Source organism: Stakelama marina (assembly GCF_018122655.1).
Classification (GTDB): domain Bacteria; phylum Pseudomonadota; class Alphaproteobacteria; order Sphingomonadales; family Sphingomonadaceae; genus Sphingomonas; species Sphingomonas marina.
Genome location: NZ_JAGRQC010000001.1, coordinates 420,366 through 436,471, shown reverse-complemented (window position 1 = coordinate 436,471; position 16,106 = coordinate 420,366). Strand labels below are relative to the sequence as shown.

The 16,106-nt window shown below is 64.2% G+C and carries 18 protein-coding genes; 4 read left to right on the top strand and 14 right to left on the bottom strand.

Annotated elements, in window-relative coordinates; all coding sequences use genetic code 11:
* Positions 1–156 precede the first annotated feature (156 nt).
* Positions 157–1,149, top strand: coding sequence for a sodium:calcium antiporter (locus J7S20_RS02055; RefSeq protein ID WP_284052569.1), 993 nt, complete (start codon positions 157–159; stop codon positions 1,147–1,149).
* A 10-nt stretch (positions 1,150–1,159) separates the two neighbouring features.
* On the opposite strand, the gene trxC is transcribed toward J7S20_RS02055, so the two are convergent.
* From trxC to J7S20_RS02030, 5 genes are read right to left on the bottom strand one after another with little or no spacing between them, the layout of a single operon-like run.
* Positions 1,160–1,594 carry a thioredoxin TrxC gene (trxC, locus tag J7S20_RS02050; protein WP_284052568.1) on the bottom strand — a complete coding sequence of 145 codons (435 nt, stop codon included), beginning with the start codon at positions 1,592–1,594 and terminating at the stop codon, positions 1,160–1,162.
* On the bottom strand, positions 1,591–1,917 hold the full coding sequence (locus J7S20_RS02045) for an ArsR/SmtB family transcription factor (RefSeq protein ID WP_284052567.1): 327 nt from the start codon (positions 1,915–1,917) through the stop codon (positions 1,591–1,593). Before J7S20_RS02045 ends, trxC begins: the two co-directional genes overlap by 4 nt.
* Positions 1,914–5,129 carry an efflux RND transporter permease subunit gene (locus J7S20_RS02040; protein WP_284052566.1) on the bottom strand — a complete coding sequence of 1,072 codons (3,216 nt, stop codon included), beginning with the start codon at positions 5,127–5,129 and terminating at the stop codon, positions 1,914–1,916. Before J7S20_RS02040 ends, J7S20_RS02045 begins: the two co-directional genes overlap by 4 nt.
* Entirely contained in the window at positions 5,126–6,148 is a 1,023-nt protein-coding gene (locus J7S20_RS02035) for an efflux RND transporter periplasmic adaptor subunit (RefSeq protein WP_284052565.1), read from the bottom strand. Before J7S20_RS02035 ends, J7S20_RS02040 begins: the two co-directional genes overlap by 4 nt.
* Before the next feature lie 16 nt (positions 6,149–6,164).
* On the bottom strand, positions 6,165–6,500 hold the full coding sequence (locus tag J7S20_RS02030) for a rhodanese-like domain-containing protein (RefSeq protein ID WP_284052564.1): 336 nt from the start codon (positions 6,498–6,500) through the stop codon (positions 6,165–6,167).
* A gap of 117 nt (positions 6,501–6,617) precedes the next feature.
* On the opposite strand from J7S20_RS02030, the gene J7S20_RS02025 reads away from it, so the two are divergent.
* Genes J7S20_RS02025 through J7S20_RS02015 form a run of 3 tightly spaced genes read left to right on the top strand, consistent with a single transcriptional unit; the run spans position 6,618 to position 9,384 of the window.
* Entirely contained in the window at positions 6,618–7,901 is a 1,284-nt protein-coding gene (locus J7S20_RS02025; protein ID WP_284052563.1) for an NAD(P)/FAD-dependent oxidoreductase, read from the top strand.
* An 11-nt stretch (positions 7,902–7,912) separates the two neighbouring features.
* On the top strand, positions 7,913–8,116 hold the full coding sequence (locus J7S20_RS02020; protein ID WP_284052562.1) for a YgaP family membrane protein: 204 nt from the start codon (positions 7,913–7,915) through the stop codon (positions 8,114–8,116).
* 8 nt (positions 8,117–8,124) lie between these two features.
* Entirely contained in the window at positions 8,125–9,384 is a 1,260-nt protein-coding gene (locus J7S20_RS02015) for a TolC family protein (RefSeq protein ID WP_284052561.1), read from the top strand.
* A 24-nt stretch (positions 9,385–9,408) separates the two neighbouring features.
* Here the strand turns inward: J7S20_RS02015 and J7S20_RS02010 are convergent, their stop codons facing one another.
* The 9 genes from J7S20_RS02010 to J7S20_RS01970 all read right to left on the bottom strand — a co-directional run bounded on the left by J7S20_RS02010 (position 9,409) and on the right by J7S20_RS01970 (position 15,935).
* Entirely contained in the window at positions 9,409–10,233 is an 825-nt protein-coding gene (locus tag J7S20_RS02010; RefSeq protein ID WP_284052560.1) for a universal stress protein, read from the bottom strand.
* 64 nt (positions 10,234–10,297) lie between these two features.
* Positions 10,298–10,738 (bottom strand): Hsp20/alpha crystallin family protein, encoded by a 441-nt coding sequence (locus tag J7S20_RS02005; protein WP_284052559.1) that lies wholly within the window; start codon positions 10,736–10,738, stop codon positions 10,298–10,300.
* A 60-nt stretch (positions 10,739–10,798) separates the two neighbouring features.
* Positions 10,799–10,951 (bottom strand): hypothetical protein, encoded by a 153-nt coding sequence (locus J7S20_RS02000; protein WP_284052558.1) that lies wholly within the window; start codon positions 10,949–10,951, stop codon positions 10,799–10,801.
* An 82-nt stretch (positions 10,952–11,033) separates the two neighbouring features.
* Positions 11,034–11,636 (bottom strand): Crp/Fnr family transcriptional regulator, encoded by a 603-nt coding sequence (locus J7S20_RS01995; RefSeq protein WP_284052557.1) that lies wholly within the window; start codon positions 11,634–11,636, stop codon positions 11,034–11,036.
* 140 nt (positions 11,637–11,776) lie between these two features.
* Positions 11,777–12,178, bottom strand: coding sequence for a response regulator (locus J7S20_RS01990; RefSeq protein WP_284052556.1), 402 nt, complete (start codon positions 12,176–12,178; stop codon positions 11,777–11,779).
* A 44-nt stretch (positions 12,179–12,222) separates the two neighbouring features.
* The gene (gene fixJ / locus J7S20_RS01985; RefSeq protein WP_284052555.1) at positions 12,223–12,846 is read right to left on the bottom strand and encodes a response regulator FixJ; all 624 of its coding nucleotides are present in this window, start codon (positions 12,844–12,846) and stop codon (positions 12,223–12,225) included.
* Positions 12,843–14,342, bottom strand: a complete 1,500-nt coding sequence (locus J7S20_RS01980; protein ID WP_284052554.1) for a PAS domain S-box protein — start codon at positions 14,340–14,342, stop codon at positions 12,843–12,845. The genes fixJ and J7S20_RS01980 overlap by 4 nt, the downstream gene beginning before the upstream one ends.
* A gap of 87 nt (positions 14,343–14,429) precedes the next feature.
* A complete protein-coding gene (locus J7S20_RS01975) occupies positions 14,430–15,116 on the bottom strand; it encodes an NAD(P)H-dependent oxidoreductase (protein WP_284052553.1) in 687 nt (228 codons plus the stop codon).
* 15 nt (positions 15,117–15,131) lie between these two features.
* A complete protein-coding gene (locus J7S20_RS01970) occupies positions 15,132–15,935 on the bottom strand; it encodes a universal stress protein (RefSeq protein WP_284052552.1) in 804 nt (267 codons plus the stop codon).
* Positions 15,936–16,106 lie beyond the last annotated feature (171 nt).

Below are 16,106 nucleotides of genomic sequence, written 5' to 3'. Positions count from 1 at the left end.
GGCTTCCGGTCGGCTTTGGCGCAACGGCCGGTACAGACGCTAGAAACGACCGGCTGCGGGCGGGATCAGTAATGCTACGCAAGTCCATGCCCCCGTTCACATATCTGCGTATAATTGCGGAGCGAAGCGAGCCCGCGCCTTCGACATGAATGGCATATGGTATGGCTGTTCTTCGCCCTCTGCACGGTCGCCATAGCGGTCGCCGGACCGGTGCTCGCGCGTGCATCCGACAGGATCGCCGAAGCGCTTGCACTGTCGCGGTCGTGGATCGGGATCATCCTTCTGGCAACCGCCACCTCGCTGCCGGAGCTGGTTACCGGCGTCAGCGCGGTCACGCTTGCGGATGCGCCCAACATCGCGGTGGGCGATGCGCTGGGAAGCTGCATCTTCAACCTGGTCCTGCTCGCGCTGCTTGATTTCCTGTCGCGTTCCGACCCGCTGTTCGACCGCGCCGATCAGGGGCATATCCTGACCGCGGCGCTCGGCGTCATGCTGATCGGGCTGGTCGGGATCGTGCTGGTGGTGGGTCGCGACGCGCTGGACCTGCGCCTGCTCCATATGAGCATTTATTCGCCGCTGCTGATCCTCCTCTATTTCGTGTCGATACGCGCGACCTTCCTCCACGATCGCAAGCTTGCGCCGCGCACTGCACCGCAGGAAAACCGCCGCTCCGCGCTTCGCGGGCCGGTGCAGAGCTACATTCTCGCCGCGCTGCCGATCGTGCTGGCGGGCAGCGCGCTTCCGTTTATCGGTCAAGGGATCGCCGAGCTGATGGGCTGGCGGACAAGCTTTGTCGGGACGATGCTGATCGCGGCGGCGACATCGCTGCCGGAACTCGTCGTCGTGATCGCCGCGCTTCGCCTTGGATCGGCAGATATGGCGATCGCCGGCCTGCTCGGTAGCAACCTGTTCAACATGCTCGTGCTGGCGATCGACGACCTCGCCTATCGCAAGGGCAGCCTGCTTGCCGACGCATCGCCGGTCCATGCCGCATCGGCCTTTGCCGCGGTGGTCATGTCGGGAATCGTGATCGTCGCGATCATCGACCGGCCGAAAGTGCGCTTTTTCGGCGTGACCGGCTGGATCGGCATCGCATTGCTGACCGTCTATCTGGGCAGCGCCTATGCGATGTTCCTGATCGGCGAGTGACGCGGCGCGCCTAGGCCAGCGCCGATCGCACCCAGCGGACGATGCCGTTCTTGTCCATCGCGCCTGCCTGACGCGCGATCTCGCGCCCGTCGCTGAACAGGATCATCGTCGGGATCGACCGTATGCCGAACCGCGCCGCAAGCTGCTGTTCGGCCTCCGTATCGACCTTTACCAGCCGGACCTGCGGATCGAGGTCGCCCGCCGCCGCGGCAAAGGCCGGTTCCATCATCCGGCACGGGCCGCACCAGCTCGCCCAGAAATCGGCCAGCACCGGCTGGCTACCCTTGCCGACAAGCCTGTCGAAGCGCGCCATGTTCACCGCAAGCGGCTTGCCGGTAACGAGCGGCTGGCCGCATTTCCCGCAATTGGGGCCATCGCCCAGCCGCGCCTCGGGCACGCGGTTCAGCGTCCCGCAATTGCCGCACATGATCGTCAGAGCGTTCATGCCGCCTCGTCTCCATTGGTCGGTGCGAAGGCGATGCACAGCGCGCCGATGATCTTTTCCATCTGCTTGTCCGCCACATGATACAGCCGGGTCTGCGCCTGTGCACGCGATTCCACGGCCCCGGCCTCGCGCAGCATCGCCAGATGTTGCGACACCGCCGATTGCGACAACCCGGTCAGCTCGACCAGTTCGCCGACCGACACCTCTCCATCCGACATGCGGCACAGCATTATCAGCCGGTCGCGGTGCGCGAGCACGCGCATATGCTTCGCGACATCGGTGGCATTCTGCTTCAGCAGCTCGAGAGGGCCGTCATATTTCATGGCGTCTCCGTCGCAGGCCGGCCGTCGTCACGCAACACGATATAGATCGCCGGAATGACGAGCACGGTGAGGATCGTCGAAGAGGCGAGACCGAACAGCAGCGAAATCGCGAGTCCCTGGAAGATCGGGTCGGTCAGGATCACCGCCGCACCGATCATCGCCGCCGCTGCGGTCAGGGCAATCGGTTTCACCCGGATCATGCCCGCCTCGATCAGCGTGTCGCGCAGCGACTTGCCCGGTTCGTGCGCATGACGAATGAAATCGACGAGCAGGATCGAATTTCGCACGATGATTCCGGCGAGCGCGATGAACCCGATCATCGATGTCGCGGTAAAGGGCGCACCGAAGATCATATGGCCCAGCACGATGCCGACCAGCGTCAGCGGTATCGGCGTCAGGATCACCAGCGGGATCTTGAAATTACCGAACTGCCCGACGACGAGGACGTAGATTCCGAGCAGCGCCACCATGAACGCCGCCCCCATGTCGCGGAACGTGACCCAGGTAATCTCCCACTCGCCGTCCCACAGCAGCGTGGTGTGGCTTTCATCGGTCGGCTGCCCGTGCAGGCTGATTTCCGGCTTTTGCAGCCCTTGCGCCTTCCAGTCGTGCTTGGCGACGGCGTCATCCACCGCCAGCATGCCATAGATCGGCGCTTCGTAGCGTCCGGCGAGTTCGGCGGTCACCATCGTCGCACCGCGACCGTCGCGGCGGAAGATCGTCTGACCGCCGGGAACCACCTTGGCATCGACAAGCTGTCCGAGCTGGACAAGCTGCGGCCCTCCTGCCCCTTGCGCGACCGCGACGGGCGTGGCGGCGAGCGACTGGCTCCAGCTCCGCTCCGACTGGTCCAGCGCGACGGTGATCGGCAGCGGATCGCGGCCGCCGCCGCGCGGGGCGTAGCCGACCGTCTTGTCGCCGAGCAGAGCGCCGATCGAATCGAAGACCTGGCCTTCGGAAATGCCATATTGGTCGAGCTTCGCGCGGTCGGGGATCAGCCGCAATTCGGGGCGCGGCTGGCCGAAGCTGTTATCGACATCGACGATATAGGGCACCGACTTGAACAGCTTTTCGACCTCCAGCGCCGTCGCCCGGCGGACCGCTTCGTTCGGCCCGTAAATCTCGGCGAGCAGCGTCGCGAGTACGGGTGGTCCCGGCGGCGTTTCGACCACCTTGATCGAACCGCCTTTGGGCAGGTCGAGCGCCTTCAGCTTGTCGCGCAGCGCCACGGCGATGGCGTGGCTGTTGCGGTGGCGTTCGCCCTTGGGCGTAAGCGTGACCATCAGGTCGCCCTGTTCGGGCTTGTCGCGCAGGAAATAGTGGCGGACGAGGCCGTTGAAGTTGAACGGCGCCGACGTGCCGGCATAGCCTTCCATCGCGACGACTTCGGGCACCGTGCGGGTGATCGCTGCGGCATGTTCCAGCACGCGTTGCGTCGCTTCCAGGCTGGTGCCTTCGGGCATGTCGAGGACGAGCTGGACCTCCGACTTGTTGTCGAAGGGCAGCAGCTTCACCGTTACCGCCTTGAAGTAGAACATCGAGCACGCGACCAGCGTCGCGATGCCGACGGCGATGAGGAAGGTCCAGGCGCTGCGCTTCGTCGCGATCACGCGGCCCGCGATCCGGGCGTAGAGCGTGCCCAGCTTGCCGCTGTGCTGATCCTCGCCATGGTCGAGCGCGCGGCGCGCGAAGCGGATCATCAGCCAGGGCGCGATGATGACCGCGACGAAGAAGGAAAAGACCATCGCCGCCGATGCGTTGACCGGGATCGGCGCCATGTACGGCCCCATCAGGCCGGACACGAACAGCATCGGCAGCAGCGCGGCGACAACGGTCAGCGTCGCGATGATCGTCGGATTGCCGACCTCCGCCACCGCATCGACCGCGGCGTCGATATGGCTGCGATCGTCCTTCATCGCCCAGTGGCGCGCGATATTTTCGATCATCACGATCGCGTCGTCGACCAGGATGCCGATCGAGAAAATCAGCGCGAACAGGCTGACGCGGTTGATGGTAAAGCCCATCACGTTCGACGCGAACATGGTCAAAAGGATCGTCGTCGGAATGACGATCGCGGTCACGCCCGCTTCGCGCCAACCGATCGCAAAGCCGATCAGAATGACGATCGAAACCGTCGCAAGGCCGAGGTGGAAGAGAAGCTCGTTCGCCTTCTCATTGGCGGTTTCGCCGTAATTTCTCGTAATGCCGACATCGACGCTGTTCGGGATCAGGTTGCCCTCGAGCGCATGGACGCGCTCTACGACATTGTCCGAAACGGTGACGGCGTTTGCGCCCGCGCGCTTGGCGATGGCGATGCTGACGGCAGGCGCATCGTGCCATTTGCCGTCCGCCTCTTTCGACCAGCGCCACGAACGTTCCTGATGCTGGGTCGGCGCCTGTTCGACGGTCGCCACATCGCGCAGATAAACCGGCGCTCCCGTGACCGACCGGACGGTCAGATTGCCGACCTCTTCCGCCGTCTTGAGCGTGCGGCCGGCAATGACGCTGACCGCTTCGCCATTTTCGCGGACGGTGCCTACCGGAAACGAGCGGTTGGCCTGTTTCGCCGCGTCGAGAACGCTGGAAAGCGGCACCTGATACTGCGCGAGTTTCGCAGGATCGGGGGCGATACGGATCGATTCATGCTGCCCGCCGGTGATGAACGTCAGCCCGACATTATCGACCTTCGCGACTTCGGTACGCAGCTTGCCCGCCAGTTCGTTGAGCGCCTGTGGCGTCCAGTTACCCGGCGCGCCCGGTTTGGGCGTCAGCGTGAGCACGACGATCGGTACGTCGTTGATGCCGCGCACGGTTACCTGCGGCGGCGGAATGCCCACGGGAATGCGGTCGATATTGGCGTTGAGCTTTTCGTTGATCCGGATCGCCGCGTCTTCGGGGTTCGATCCGACCATGAAACGCGCGGTCACCATCACGCCATTGTCTTCGGCCTGGGTATAGACGTGTTCGACGCCGTCGACCGACTTTACGATCGTCTCCAGCGGCTTGCCGACCAGTTCGACCGCGTCGGACGCCGAAAGCCCGGGCGCCGCAACGCGGATATCGACCATCGGCACCTTGATCTGCGGCTCTTCCTCGCGCGGGATCGTCATGGTGGCGATAATGCCGACCATGATCGCGGCGAGAAGGAACAGCGGCGTCAGCGGCGATTTGATCGTCGCCTTGGTGATGTTGCCCGATATCCCGAGGCTCATTTGGATTGCGCCCCGATCAGCGTGTCGCCGGCGCCGACGCCGGACAGGATCTCGACCTTGCCCTTCTCCGCAGAGGGCGCGGTCTGGACGGGAACGGTCGAGGCCGACCCGTCCTTTGCGAGTACGGTGACATAATCGATGCCATAGCGGTGGATGACGAAGCTATCAGGCACCAGCACCGCCTTGCGCGTACCGCTTTCGACCTTCGCCGGAACACGGCGGCCGATCAGCGATCCGTCGATGCCGGGCATCGAAACATCGGCGGTCATCTGGCCCGACTGGACCGAGGGATAGACCTTCACGACCGTACCGGTCCGCTCGCCATCACCGATCCCCGTCGCGCGGACGCGCGAACCGTTATGGACTTCGTCGGCCAGCGTTTCGGGCATCTGGAGCCGCAGGATCGTCGGGCCGGCGGTGATCGTCGCGATCGCCATACCCGGCGAAACCGGCGAACCGGCCGGAATATCGGCCTTCAGCACGCGCCCGGTCGCGGGAGCGCTGACGACGCCCTGGCCGGCCACCGCACCGACCGCCGCCTGCTGCGCCTTTGCCGCGCGGACCTGCGCCTGCGCGGCATCGGCAGCGGCCTTCGCCTGGTCGAGCTTGGCCTTGGCGTACACGCCGTTGTTGTAGAGGAAGCGAACGCGCTCGAGCTCGGCCCGTGCCTGCGCCGCCTGCGCCTCGGCCGCTGCCGCCTGCGCACCATATGCGCCGGCCTTCGGCCCCAGCTGACTATCGACGATGCGACCGATCGTCTGCCCGCGCTTCACCCAGTCGCCGGCGTTGACAGAGAGCGATGTGAGGATGCCGGGGATGCGGGCAAGCGCCTGCGCCTGATCGACCGTGGCGACCTCCGCCGGCACCTCGCGCCAGTTGGCCACCTGCGTTTGCTGCAGTGTCAGGCGCGGACCCGCCGGCGCCTTTTGCGTGGTCGCGGCTTCCTGTTCGCCGCCGCCACATGCCGCCAGCGGCATTGCGAGCAGCAACGCCGCGGTGATCGAGCCCCCGAATCGCATCCCTATCGACTCCTGTTCAGCGTTCGACCGGCAGGCCGGCCTTTTTCCACGCACCGAAGCCGCCGGCCAGGTGCGTGTCGATTTCCGCGCGCGCGTTGGTGCATTTGTCGAGCGCCATTCCCGAACGGCGGCCACCCGCGCAGTTCAGAATCAGCGTCCGCTCACCCGGATCGGGGAGCTTGGACGCCTGAAACGTCGACAGCGGCATGTTCATCGCGCCGGGGATATGCCCCTCGGCAAATTCATTCACCTCGCGCACATCGACGACGAGCGCCTTGCCGTCATCGATCATCGATTTCAGCTCCTGGGCCGAAATTTCGCGGTGCTTGGGGCTACGGGACAATCCGAACATCTTCTTCTCCGGCTATGGGCCAATACTGCAATTATAGGCCCTATATTACCACTTGTGTATATTACTTATACCTAATATATAGATAGTCAAGCTACACGGGGCGCATGGAGGGAAACCATGAGCGAACAGTCGCATATCGTCATTCTAGGCGCGGGCCTTGGCGGCACGATCGCCGCCTATGAAATCCGCGCCGCGCTGAAGGGAAAGGCGCGGGTCACCGTCGTCAACAAAGGCGAGGACTATTGGTTCGTCCCGTCCAATCCCTGGGTCGCCGTCGGCTGGCGAGAGCCCGAAGCGATCCGCGTCCACCTGCCCCCGATAATGGAAAAGCACGGCATCGATTTCGTGTCGGCAGGCGCGCGCAAGGTGCATCCCGACGCAAACCGGATCGAGCTGAACGACGGCAATTCGATCGAGTACGACTATCTGGTCATCGCAACCGGCCCCGAACTCGCATTCGACGAGATAGAGGGCTTCGGCCCCGGCAAGCACACGGTATCGATCTGCGAGACCGGCCACGCCGCCGAGGCGCGCGCGAAGTTCGAGGAACTGTGCGCCAATCCGCGCCCGATCGTCGTCGGCGCATCGCAGGGCGCGTCCTGCTATGGCCCCGCCTATGAAATGGCGATGGTGCTCGATACCGAGCTCAAGCGCCGCAAGATCCGCGACAAGGTCCCGATGACCTTCGTCACGCCGGAACCCTATATCGGGCATCTCGGGCTCGACGGCGTGGGCGATACCAAGGGCCTGCTCGAAAGCGAGATGCGCGACCGGCATATCAAATGGCTGACCAACGCACGCGTTTCCTCCGTCGAGGAACGGCTGATGCATATCGAACAGGTCGATGACGACGGCGCGGTCAAGAAGACCTACGACCTGGATTTCGGCTGGGGCATGCTGATGCCGCCATTTCGCGGGGTCGAAGCGGTGATGGACGTCGAAGGCCTGTCGAACCCGCGCGGCTTCATCCTGACGGACAAGCATCAGCGCAATCCCACATTCGGCAATGTCTTCGCGCTTGGCGTCTGCATCGCGATTCCGCCGACCGGACCGACACCGGTACCGGTGGGCGTGCCGAAGACCGGCTTCATGATCGAAAGCATGGTCACTGCGATCACCGAGAATCTGAAACAGATGATCGATGGCAAGGAACCGACGCATGAGGCGACCTGGAACGCCATCTGCCTTGCCGATTTCGGCGATGGCGGCGTCGCCTTCGTCGCCAAGCCCCAGATCCCGCCGCGCAATACCAACTGGGCGTCGGAAGGCAAATGGGTCCACCTCGCCAAGATCGGCTTCGAAAAATATTTCCTGCGTAAAATCCGCCGCGGCGAAAGCGAGCCCTTCTATGAAAAGCTCGCCCTCCACGCGCTCGGCGTGAAGAAACTGCGTTTCGACTGAGGAGTATCCCGATGAATCTCGACCGTGCCGTCATGGCCTTTGCCGGCCTTATCGTGCTGGCAAGCGCCATTCTTTCCGTGACCGTCAGCCCGTGGTGGATCGCGCTGACCATCTTCGCCGGCGCGAACATGCTCCAGGCGAGCTTCACCGGTTTCTGTCCGGCGGCGATGATCTTCAAGGCGATCGGCCTTCGCGCCGGCAACGCATTCCGCTGATCGTGGCAATGCGAAAGAGCGTGTTTTTCGCGGCGAGCGCGCTCGCCCTCGTGGCTGCATCGCCGGTTTCGGCGCAGGACCTCGATACGACCATCGGCCTCGCCTTCGAAAATTCGCACACGCTCGCCGCCGCACGTGCGCGCGAGGAAGCGGCCAAGGCCGGCGTCGATGCCGCCAGGGCGGAACGCGCGCCCTCGGCCCGCGTAGAGGGACAGATCGGCGTCGGGCGCATCGATCCGCAGGGCTTTTTCGGGCTGACCGCCGACGACGTCACACCGCGTTCGGCCAAGGCCACCGTCGAGTTGCCGCTGTTCACCGGTGGCCGCGTATCCGCCGGCATCGCCCAGGCACAGGCAGGCGCCGAAAGCGCAGCGTTGCAGACGCAGATGACCGCGCTGCAGCTGCGCGTCGACGTGGTGCGCGCCTATACCGACGCGCTGGCGGCAAAGGCGCTCGCCGACCAATATGGCGCGCTGACCGACGCGCTCGACGAAGCGGTGCGCCACGCAAAGCTTCGCTTCAAAGCGGGCGAAGGCACGAGTACCGAGGTTGCCCAGGCACAGGCACGCCGCGCCGAAGCCGAAGCCGGGCTCGCCGCAGCGCAGGGGCGAATCGCGAGCGCCCGCACAAGGCTGGAGGCGCTGGCGGGTCAGCCGGTCACGGTCGAATCCGGGCTGCCCGATCTTCCACCGATCCCTTCCAGCACCGATGAAGCGATGGCGGGCGCGCGTTCGAACAACCCGCGCCTCGCACAGAGCGAGCGTGCGATCGACGCCGCGCGGGCGGGGTTGAAGGCGGCACACGCCGAACGCCTGCCGACGGTCGGTGCCTATGCCGAGGCGGCTTCGGTGCGCGACCAGTTCTTCCCCGGCTACAAGGCCGATTCGGGATCGGTCGGGTTACGCGCACGCTGGGATATTTTCACCGGTGGCCGGACCGCGGCGAAGGAGAAGCGCGCCGATGCCGAACTTCGCGCCGCGCAGGCCGATGCCGTCGCCGCGCGGCTCGCCGTCGATCAGCAAGCGGTCGAGGCATTCGAAGCCGTGCGCACTGCTAAGGTCGTGCGAAGCGCGGCCGACGATCGCGTTCGCGCCGCCGATGCCGCGCTTCGCGGTACCAAGCTGGAAGTAAAGGCGGGCGCAAAACCGCAACTTGCACTGCTCGATGCCGAGCGGGAGGCGATCGAGGCGCATGCCAGCCGCATCAAGGCGGAAGGGGACCTGCTCGTCGCCGCCTACCGCCTGCGCGCCGTGACGGGAATGGACTGACCGCAGAGATCCCCAAGCGGCGCGTCAGTGCGAGAACATGACCGGCAGTCTCGGCTCTTCGGTCAGTTCGCGCGTGACGCCGCCGAGAAACACCTCGCGGATGCGCGAATGGGCATAGCCTCCCACCGCCAATAGGTCCGCGCCCTGTTCGAGCGTGTAATTCTGCAGCACTTGCGCTTCGGGATCGGCGTGGCAGCGCAAATATTGGCTGTGGACGGTGAATCCATGCCGCGTCAAATGCCGCTCAAGGCCAGCCGCCGCGGCCAAATGGCTATCGCCGTGCTCGGGCGCGATGCCGACCATCGCAATGTCGATCCGCGCGCCCGGCTCGGCGAGCTGGACGAGGTCGTGAACCGCGCGCATCGCCTGTGGCGATGGCTTCCAGCCGATCACCGCATGGTTGATGGGCGGCAGATCATGCCCGTTGGGAAGCACGAACAGCGGCGTCCCCGCCGACAGCAACAGACTTTCGAGGATGTGGCGGTACATCCATGGTACCGCCCAGCTTCGCTCATCGCTCAGCAGGATCAGATCGGCGACGGGATGTTGGCGGCGGACATCGGCGGCAGCGGTCGCCACATCGCTCAAAAGACCGCGCACCTCTATCTCCACATCGGATTCGGGCAGCAGCTTGCGGACGCGCTCGATGTCCTCGCGATTGTCGCGTTCAAGGTCCCATGGCGGTACCCATAACGATCCGAACGGCGCCAGATCGGTCGCGATCATCGGCGGGATCGTCATCACCAGCACTTCGATATGCGCGTTCATCCGCTCGGCCGCCGCCGTCGCCTTGTGCAGCAACGCCTTCGCCTTGTCGGCGTTGTCGACGACGATCAGGATATCCTTCATTCTGCCCTCCCCCGATTTCAACGATGCGCCGGCCGCCCCACCCTCGACCGGCGCACCCAATCGATCAATGCGCCTCGACCTTGATCTTGCGCGAGCGCGGCTCCGCCTGCTGGTCCTTCGCGAGCGTCACCGTCAGCACACCCTTTTTGAACCCGGCCGAGATCGCATCCGGGTCGACATCGGCGGGAAGCGGGATGCGGCGTTCAAAGCCGCCATAGCGCCGTTCCCTGAACATGAAGCCCTGGTCGTTGCTTTCCTTTTCCTCGCGCTTCTCGCCCGAGATGCACAGGCTGTCGTTGACGACCGAGACATCGACATCGTCCTCGGACATTCCGGGCAGTTCGGCGGTGAGCCGATAGTCCTTGTCACGCTCGACCATCTCGATCGCAGGTTCGGGGCCAAAGCCGTTGCCGATCGGCAGAAGATCGCGCGCCGGCCGTCCGAAATCTTCGAAAATCCGGTCGATTTCGCTGCGAATCCAGCCGAAAGGGCTGTCGGTTCGCACAGGTTGTCGCGTTGGTATCGTAGCGGGGGTCTGTTCGTTCATCGCAGGGTCTCCCATGGGTCAGGCGAACAGCATGTGATCGCCGTCGTGCAGTTCCGGCACGCCATCGTCGGGATGATGCGGCGGGTCTTCCGGGAGCCAGAATTCAAGCGCGCCGTTCCACCACGCGGTGAACAGCATCAGCGGCAGTAGCGGAAAATCGGCTGGCATCATTTGCGACGTTCCTCGTCCGGTTTTCGGACCCTATGTCGATCGCCGACACCGAACCATCGGGGGATGTACGTACAGCCGAGCCTCAGGCGAAAGCGGCGATGCGAAGCGCTTCGCGGTCGCGCACGATCGCCCCGCGCGGATCGGGCAAAGCGACGGTTCCGGCGCGCTGAAGCGCGGTGATCTTGCGGCTTACCGTTTCGATCGTCAGGCCCAGCAGGTCGGCCATCTCTCCGCGCGTAAGCGGCAACGCGATCCGGCCGCCGTGCGGGATGCCCGACCGTTCGGCAAGTTCCAGCAACAGGCTCGCCACGCGTTCGCCCGCCGTCTTGCGGCCGAGCAGCAGCATCCGGTCGCGCGCGCGCGCCAGCTCGGCAAATGCGCGGTCGAGCAGGGCATGTTCCAGTTCCGGATTGCAGTGGACGAAATCGGCGAACCGACTGCGCCTGAAGACGCAAAGCGTCGAATCGACTGCGGCCGTAACGCGGTGCGCCGCGCCGGTCGCGGAAAGCCGCCCGACAAAATCGCCGGGCAGTACGAGACCCAAAATCTGTTCGCGCCCATCGCTCAGCGACGCACCGATCTTTAATGCGCCGACGCGTAGCGTGCCGACAACGGCAACCTCGTCATCCTCCCAGCGAAAGGTCTGCCCGGCGCGCAGCCGCTCGGTTCGTCCCAGGCGCTTCATCTCGGCAAGCAGGTCGTCCGGAAGTTCGGCGCAGACCGCCGCCCGCCGCGCCGGACACGCGGCGCATGGATGTGCTGGCGGACCGCCCCGCCCGGGCTGTACCCGTTCATCAAGGTCTAGATACACGGCCTGTTATCCGATCAGACCAGCGCGGCGAGCAGTTCGTGCCAGCGCAACGGCTTTTCCAGAATATGCGCGAAGCCTGTCGCCAGCGCCGCGGCGGCGAGCGCAGGGCTGCCGTGTCCGGTAAGCAGGATCGCGGTTCCCGGCCACCCTTCACGCTTCAACGCCCGCAACGCGCCGATGCCGTCGCCATCGCCGAGCCGATAATCGGCAATCAACCAGGCCGCCGACCAGTTCCGCTTGTCGGCAAGCAGCGACGTGACGCCCGAATAGGAGCGCACGTCATACCCCCGCGCATAGAGCAGAAGGTGCATGGACCGCCGCACCTTGTCGTCATCCTCGACGATCAATATGCGCTTACCCCGCCCCGCATCGCGGTTTTCCGTCGTGCGGTCTGTTGCGACAACCGAATTAGCCATATCGCTGGTTTGCAACGAAAGAACGGGCCGGTCTGTACGGAGTTTTACGAAGCCTGTCCGTTCAGCCCGGCGGCGAACGCGATGCGCAGCGCTTCGGACAGGCTGCGGACGTCGAGCTTGGTCATCATGTTGGCGCGGTGGACCTCAACGGTGCGCGGCGAAATACCGAGATCATAGGCGATGGTCTTGTTGGGGTGGCCTCGTACCAGGCCTTGCAGCACATCGCGTTCGCGGTCGGTGAGCTTGGCGATGCGCACCTGCGCCTCCTGTTCGGCAAGGCCGCCATCGACGCCGCGCTCAAGCCGCTCGAACGCGGTATCGATGGCACCGAGCAGCGCGGCCTTTTCGAACGGTTTTTCGAGGAAATCTACCGCTCCCTGCTTCATCGCCTCGACCGCGGTGCCAACATCGCCGTGCCCCGTCAGCACGACCACCGGCATCGCGATGCCGCGCGAATTGAGTTCGCGCTGCACCTCCATACCGTCCATGCCGGGCATGCGGATGTCGAGCAGGATGCACCCCTGTTCCGCCTGCTTCACATCCTTGAGAAGCGCATCACCGGATTCGTAGCTATGTACCGAAAAACCCGACGTTTTGAGCATGAAACCCGCCGATCGGCGCACGGCCTCATCGTCGTCGACCAGATGAATGACCCGCTTGTCGCTCATTCGTGCGTCTCCCCACTGAACAAGGTGAAGGACATGACAGTTCCTCCGCCGGGACGCGGTCCAGCCCAGATCCGTCCGCCATGCGCCTCGACGATGGTGCGGCAGATCGACAGTCCGAGTCCCATTCCACTTTGTTTCGTACTCGCAAAGGCCTCGAACAGCCTAGGGGCGAATTCGGGATCGATGCCAGCCCCCGTATCGGCGACCGATATCTTCACCATGTCGTCATCGGCCGCCTCGGTAGTAACGGTGATTTCGCGCACCGGCGCGTCGGACAGGGCGTCGATGGCGTTGCGGATCAGATTGACGAGAACCTGCTGGATCTGGATTCTGCTGCCGAACACCTGCGGCGCGTCCGGCGACAGGCGAAAAAACGTCCGGATGCTGCGCTCGGTAGCACCGGTGAGCGCAAGGCGGCTCGCCTCGTCGATCAGATGGGTCAGATCCTCGACATGCTTGTCGATTTCACCGCGCGACACGAATTCGCGCAGGCGGCGCACGATCTTGCCCGCCCGCAGCGCTTCGCTCGCCGATTCGGCGGTGGCTTCGCGAATCAACTCGGGATCGGGGTCGCCGGCGTCGATCAGGTCGCGCGCCGCCTCCATGTAATTGGCGATCGCGGCGAGCGGCTGGTTGAGCTCATGCGCAAGCGTCGAGGCCATCGTTCCCATCGCGCTGACGCGAGAGACGTGAACGAGTTCGGCCTGCAATTCCTTTACGCGGAGCTCATGCTGCCGGTGTTCGGTCAGATCGCGGATGAAACCGGTGAAGATGCGGTGACCATCGGTGCGCGTTTCGCCCACCGACAATTCCAACGGAAAATTCGAACCGTCCTTGCGGCGGCCGGTCACGACGCGGCCGATCCCGATGATCCGGCGTTCGCCGGTCTCGCAATAATGGCGGATATATTCATCGTGACGCTCATGGTCCGGCGACGGCATCAGCATCGCGACGTTCCTGCCGGCAACCTCATCCTCGGTATAGCCGAACAGCTTTTGCGCCGCAGTGCTGAACAGGATGATGTTGCCGCGTTCGTCGATCACGATCATCGCATCGGGGATCGTGGCGAGGATCGAGCGCAGATGCTGCTCGCGCTGCAGAAGTGCCTCTTCGGAGGCGCGGCGCCCGGTGATGTCGAACGACAACACGCCATAACCGTGCAGCGTGCCGTCATCGTCGCACAACGCCTGGACCGTTGTGTCGGTGAAAAATTCGGACCCATCCTTGCGGACGCGCCACCCCTCGTCGTGCGCGCGCCCGGAACCGCGAGCCAGCGCAAGGTCGGCAGTCGGCCTTTTCGCCTCCTGTTCGCCCGGCGGATAAAGCGCTGCAAAAGAGCTTCCGAGAATATCGGCCTCGGAATACCCGAAAATCCGTTCCGCACCGGCATTCCAGCTGCTGATATTCCCGTCGGGATCGAGCAGGAACATCGCGCAATCGATCTCTTCCGCAACGAAGCGCGAAAGAAGCTGCTGTTCGAGTGAAGCCTGAGTCATCGGTCCGTCGGTTACAGAACGCGCCGGGTGCGTCCGGGCGACAGACTAGGGTTCCGCGCGGTCAGCGCAATAGCGTCTGCGTGCGATTCAGTTCGTAACAGAAGGCTTGTTCCGGCGCGCCATGACCTCTTCGGTGTGGCGGGCATGCTGTTCTTTCAACAACGTACTCGCCATGCGCCGCGCCCGTGCCGCCACGACATCGAGCATTTCCTGCGCAAAGGCCGGTTTCAGATTCGAAACGATGGCGTCGAAATGAAGGTGGTCGCTGTCGCGCAGTCCGAAGATGTTGGTGACATAGCGATCGAACGCCTCTCGCAGCGCGATCCACTGGCCCTGTTCTTCCAGCCAGGGCATTGTCGATGCCGAGGTCGAGATGCTGAGCAGGTGCATTCCGCTGAGCCGCGCATTGGGGATATGCGCCTTGATGCGCCGGGCGGAGAAATCGGCGCCCATCACCTTGTCGACATAGCCCTTGATGATCGCCGGCGGCAGCCCGAACCAGATCGGATAGACCAGCACCAGCGCATCGGCGCGGTCGAGCATTTCCAGTTCGGCGGTCACGTCGACCGACAGGTGGTAATCGGGGCCCGGCCGCTCGTCGGCGCGCAACAGCGGATCGAACCCCCGCGCGTACAGATCGTTGACTTCCGCTTCCTGTCCGCTTTCGCGCACGCCCCGACAATAGGCTTCCGCCAGCGCATGATTGAAACTGTGCCGGTCGGGATGCCCGACCACCACAAGATGCCGCGGCGGCGCTGCTTCGGCCTGTCCCATGCGCTTCCCTTTCGGTCAGTGAGCCATGAACAGCGGCACCGGCGTGTGCCGGAACATCTGCTGTGTTACCCCGCCGAAAAGCTTTTCGACAAAGCGTGATCGGCCGAACCCGCCCATGACGACATAATCGGCATATTGGCTCGACACCTCCGCCAAAATGGCGGCGCTGGCCTTCTGCCCCGGCGAGGTGACACGGCGCAGCACCGGACGGATATCGTGGCGCGAGCAATATTCGGCAGCCTCTTCGGCCGGTACGGTTACCGAACCATCCTCGATCTCGAGCAGCGTCACCGTCTTGGCGAGTTTCAGGATCGGGATCGCGGCACGTAGGGCGGCATCCGCCTCGGCCGAACCGTCCCAGGCGACCATCGCATGGCCGAACGGATCGAACCGAACGACTTCGGGCGGCACCGCAAGCACCGGCTTGCCCGACGATACGATCAGGTCACCTGCCACGCTCGACAGTTGGCGGTGTGGAAATTCCTTCAGTTCGGCATTGACGACAATGACATCGGCAAGCCGCGAGGCACGTTCGAGCGCACCGCTCAGGTCGCCTGCGGCGTCGACGCATTCCCACGGCACGTCTTCATGGCTCAACCGAGCCTCGATCTTCGCGCGGTTGACCTGCTCGTGCGCCATCTCGTTCGCCATCAGGAGAGCGCCGGTGCTGGGAGAGAGGTAATCGTCGGTCAGAAGCGGCGCGATCGCGACATCGACACAGGTCAGATGCCCACCCAGCGCCCGCGTCAGATCAAGCGCAGCCTGATAGCGCGATTCCTGTCCTTCGTCGTCATGCACGAGCAACAGCACGTTCTTCATTGATCGCCTCCCACAAGGTTCAGGGTACGCTATGACCCAGCAAGGGAGCGCGGCTATCGGTAGGTTTACGGAGCGGAGTTCCGTTCAGCGAGATAGCGCTCCCAGCTTACCGTTTGACGTTCGCTGCGCGCGTAAGTTATCTGACATTTCAAGATAGAATTTTTGGCGCTT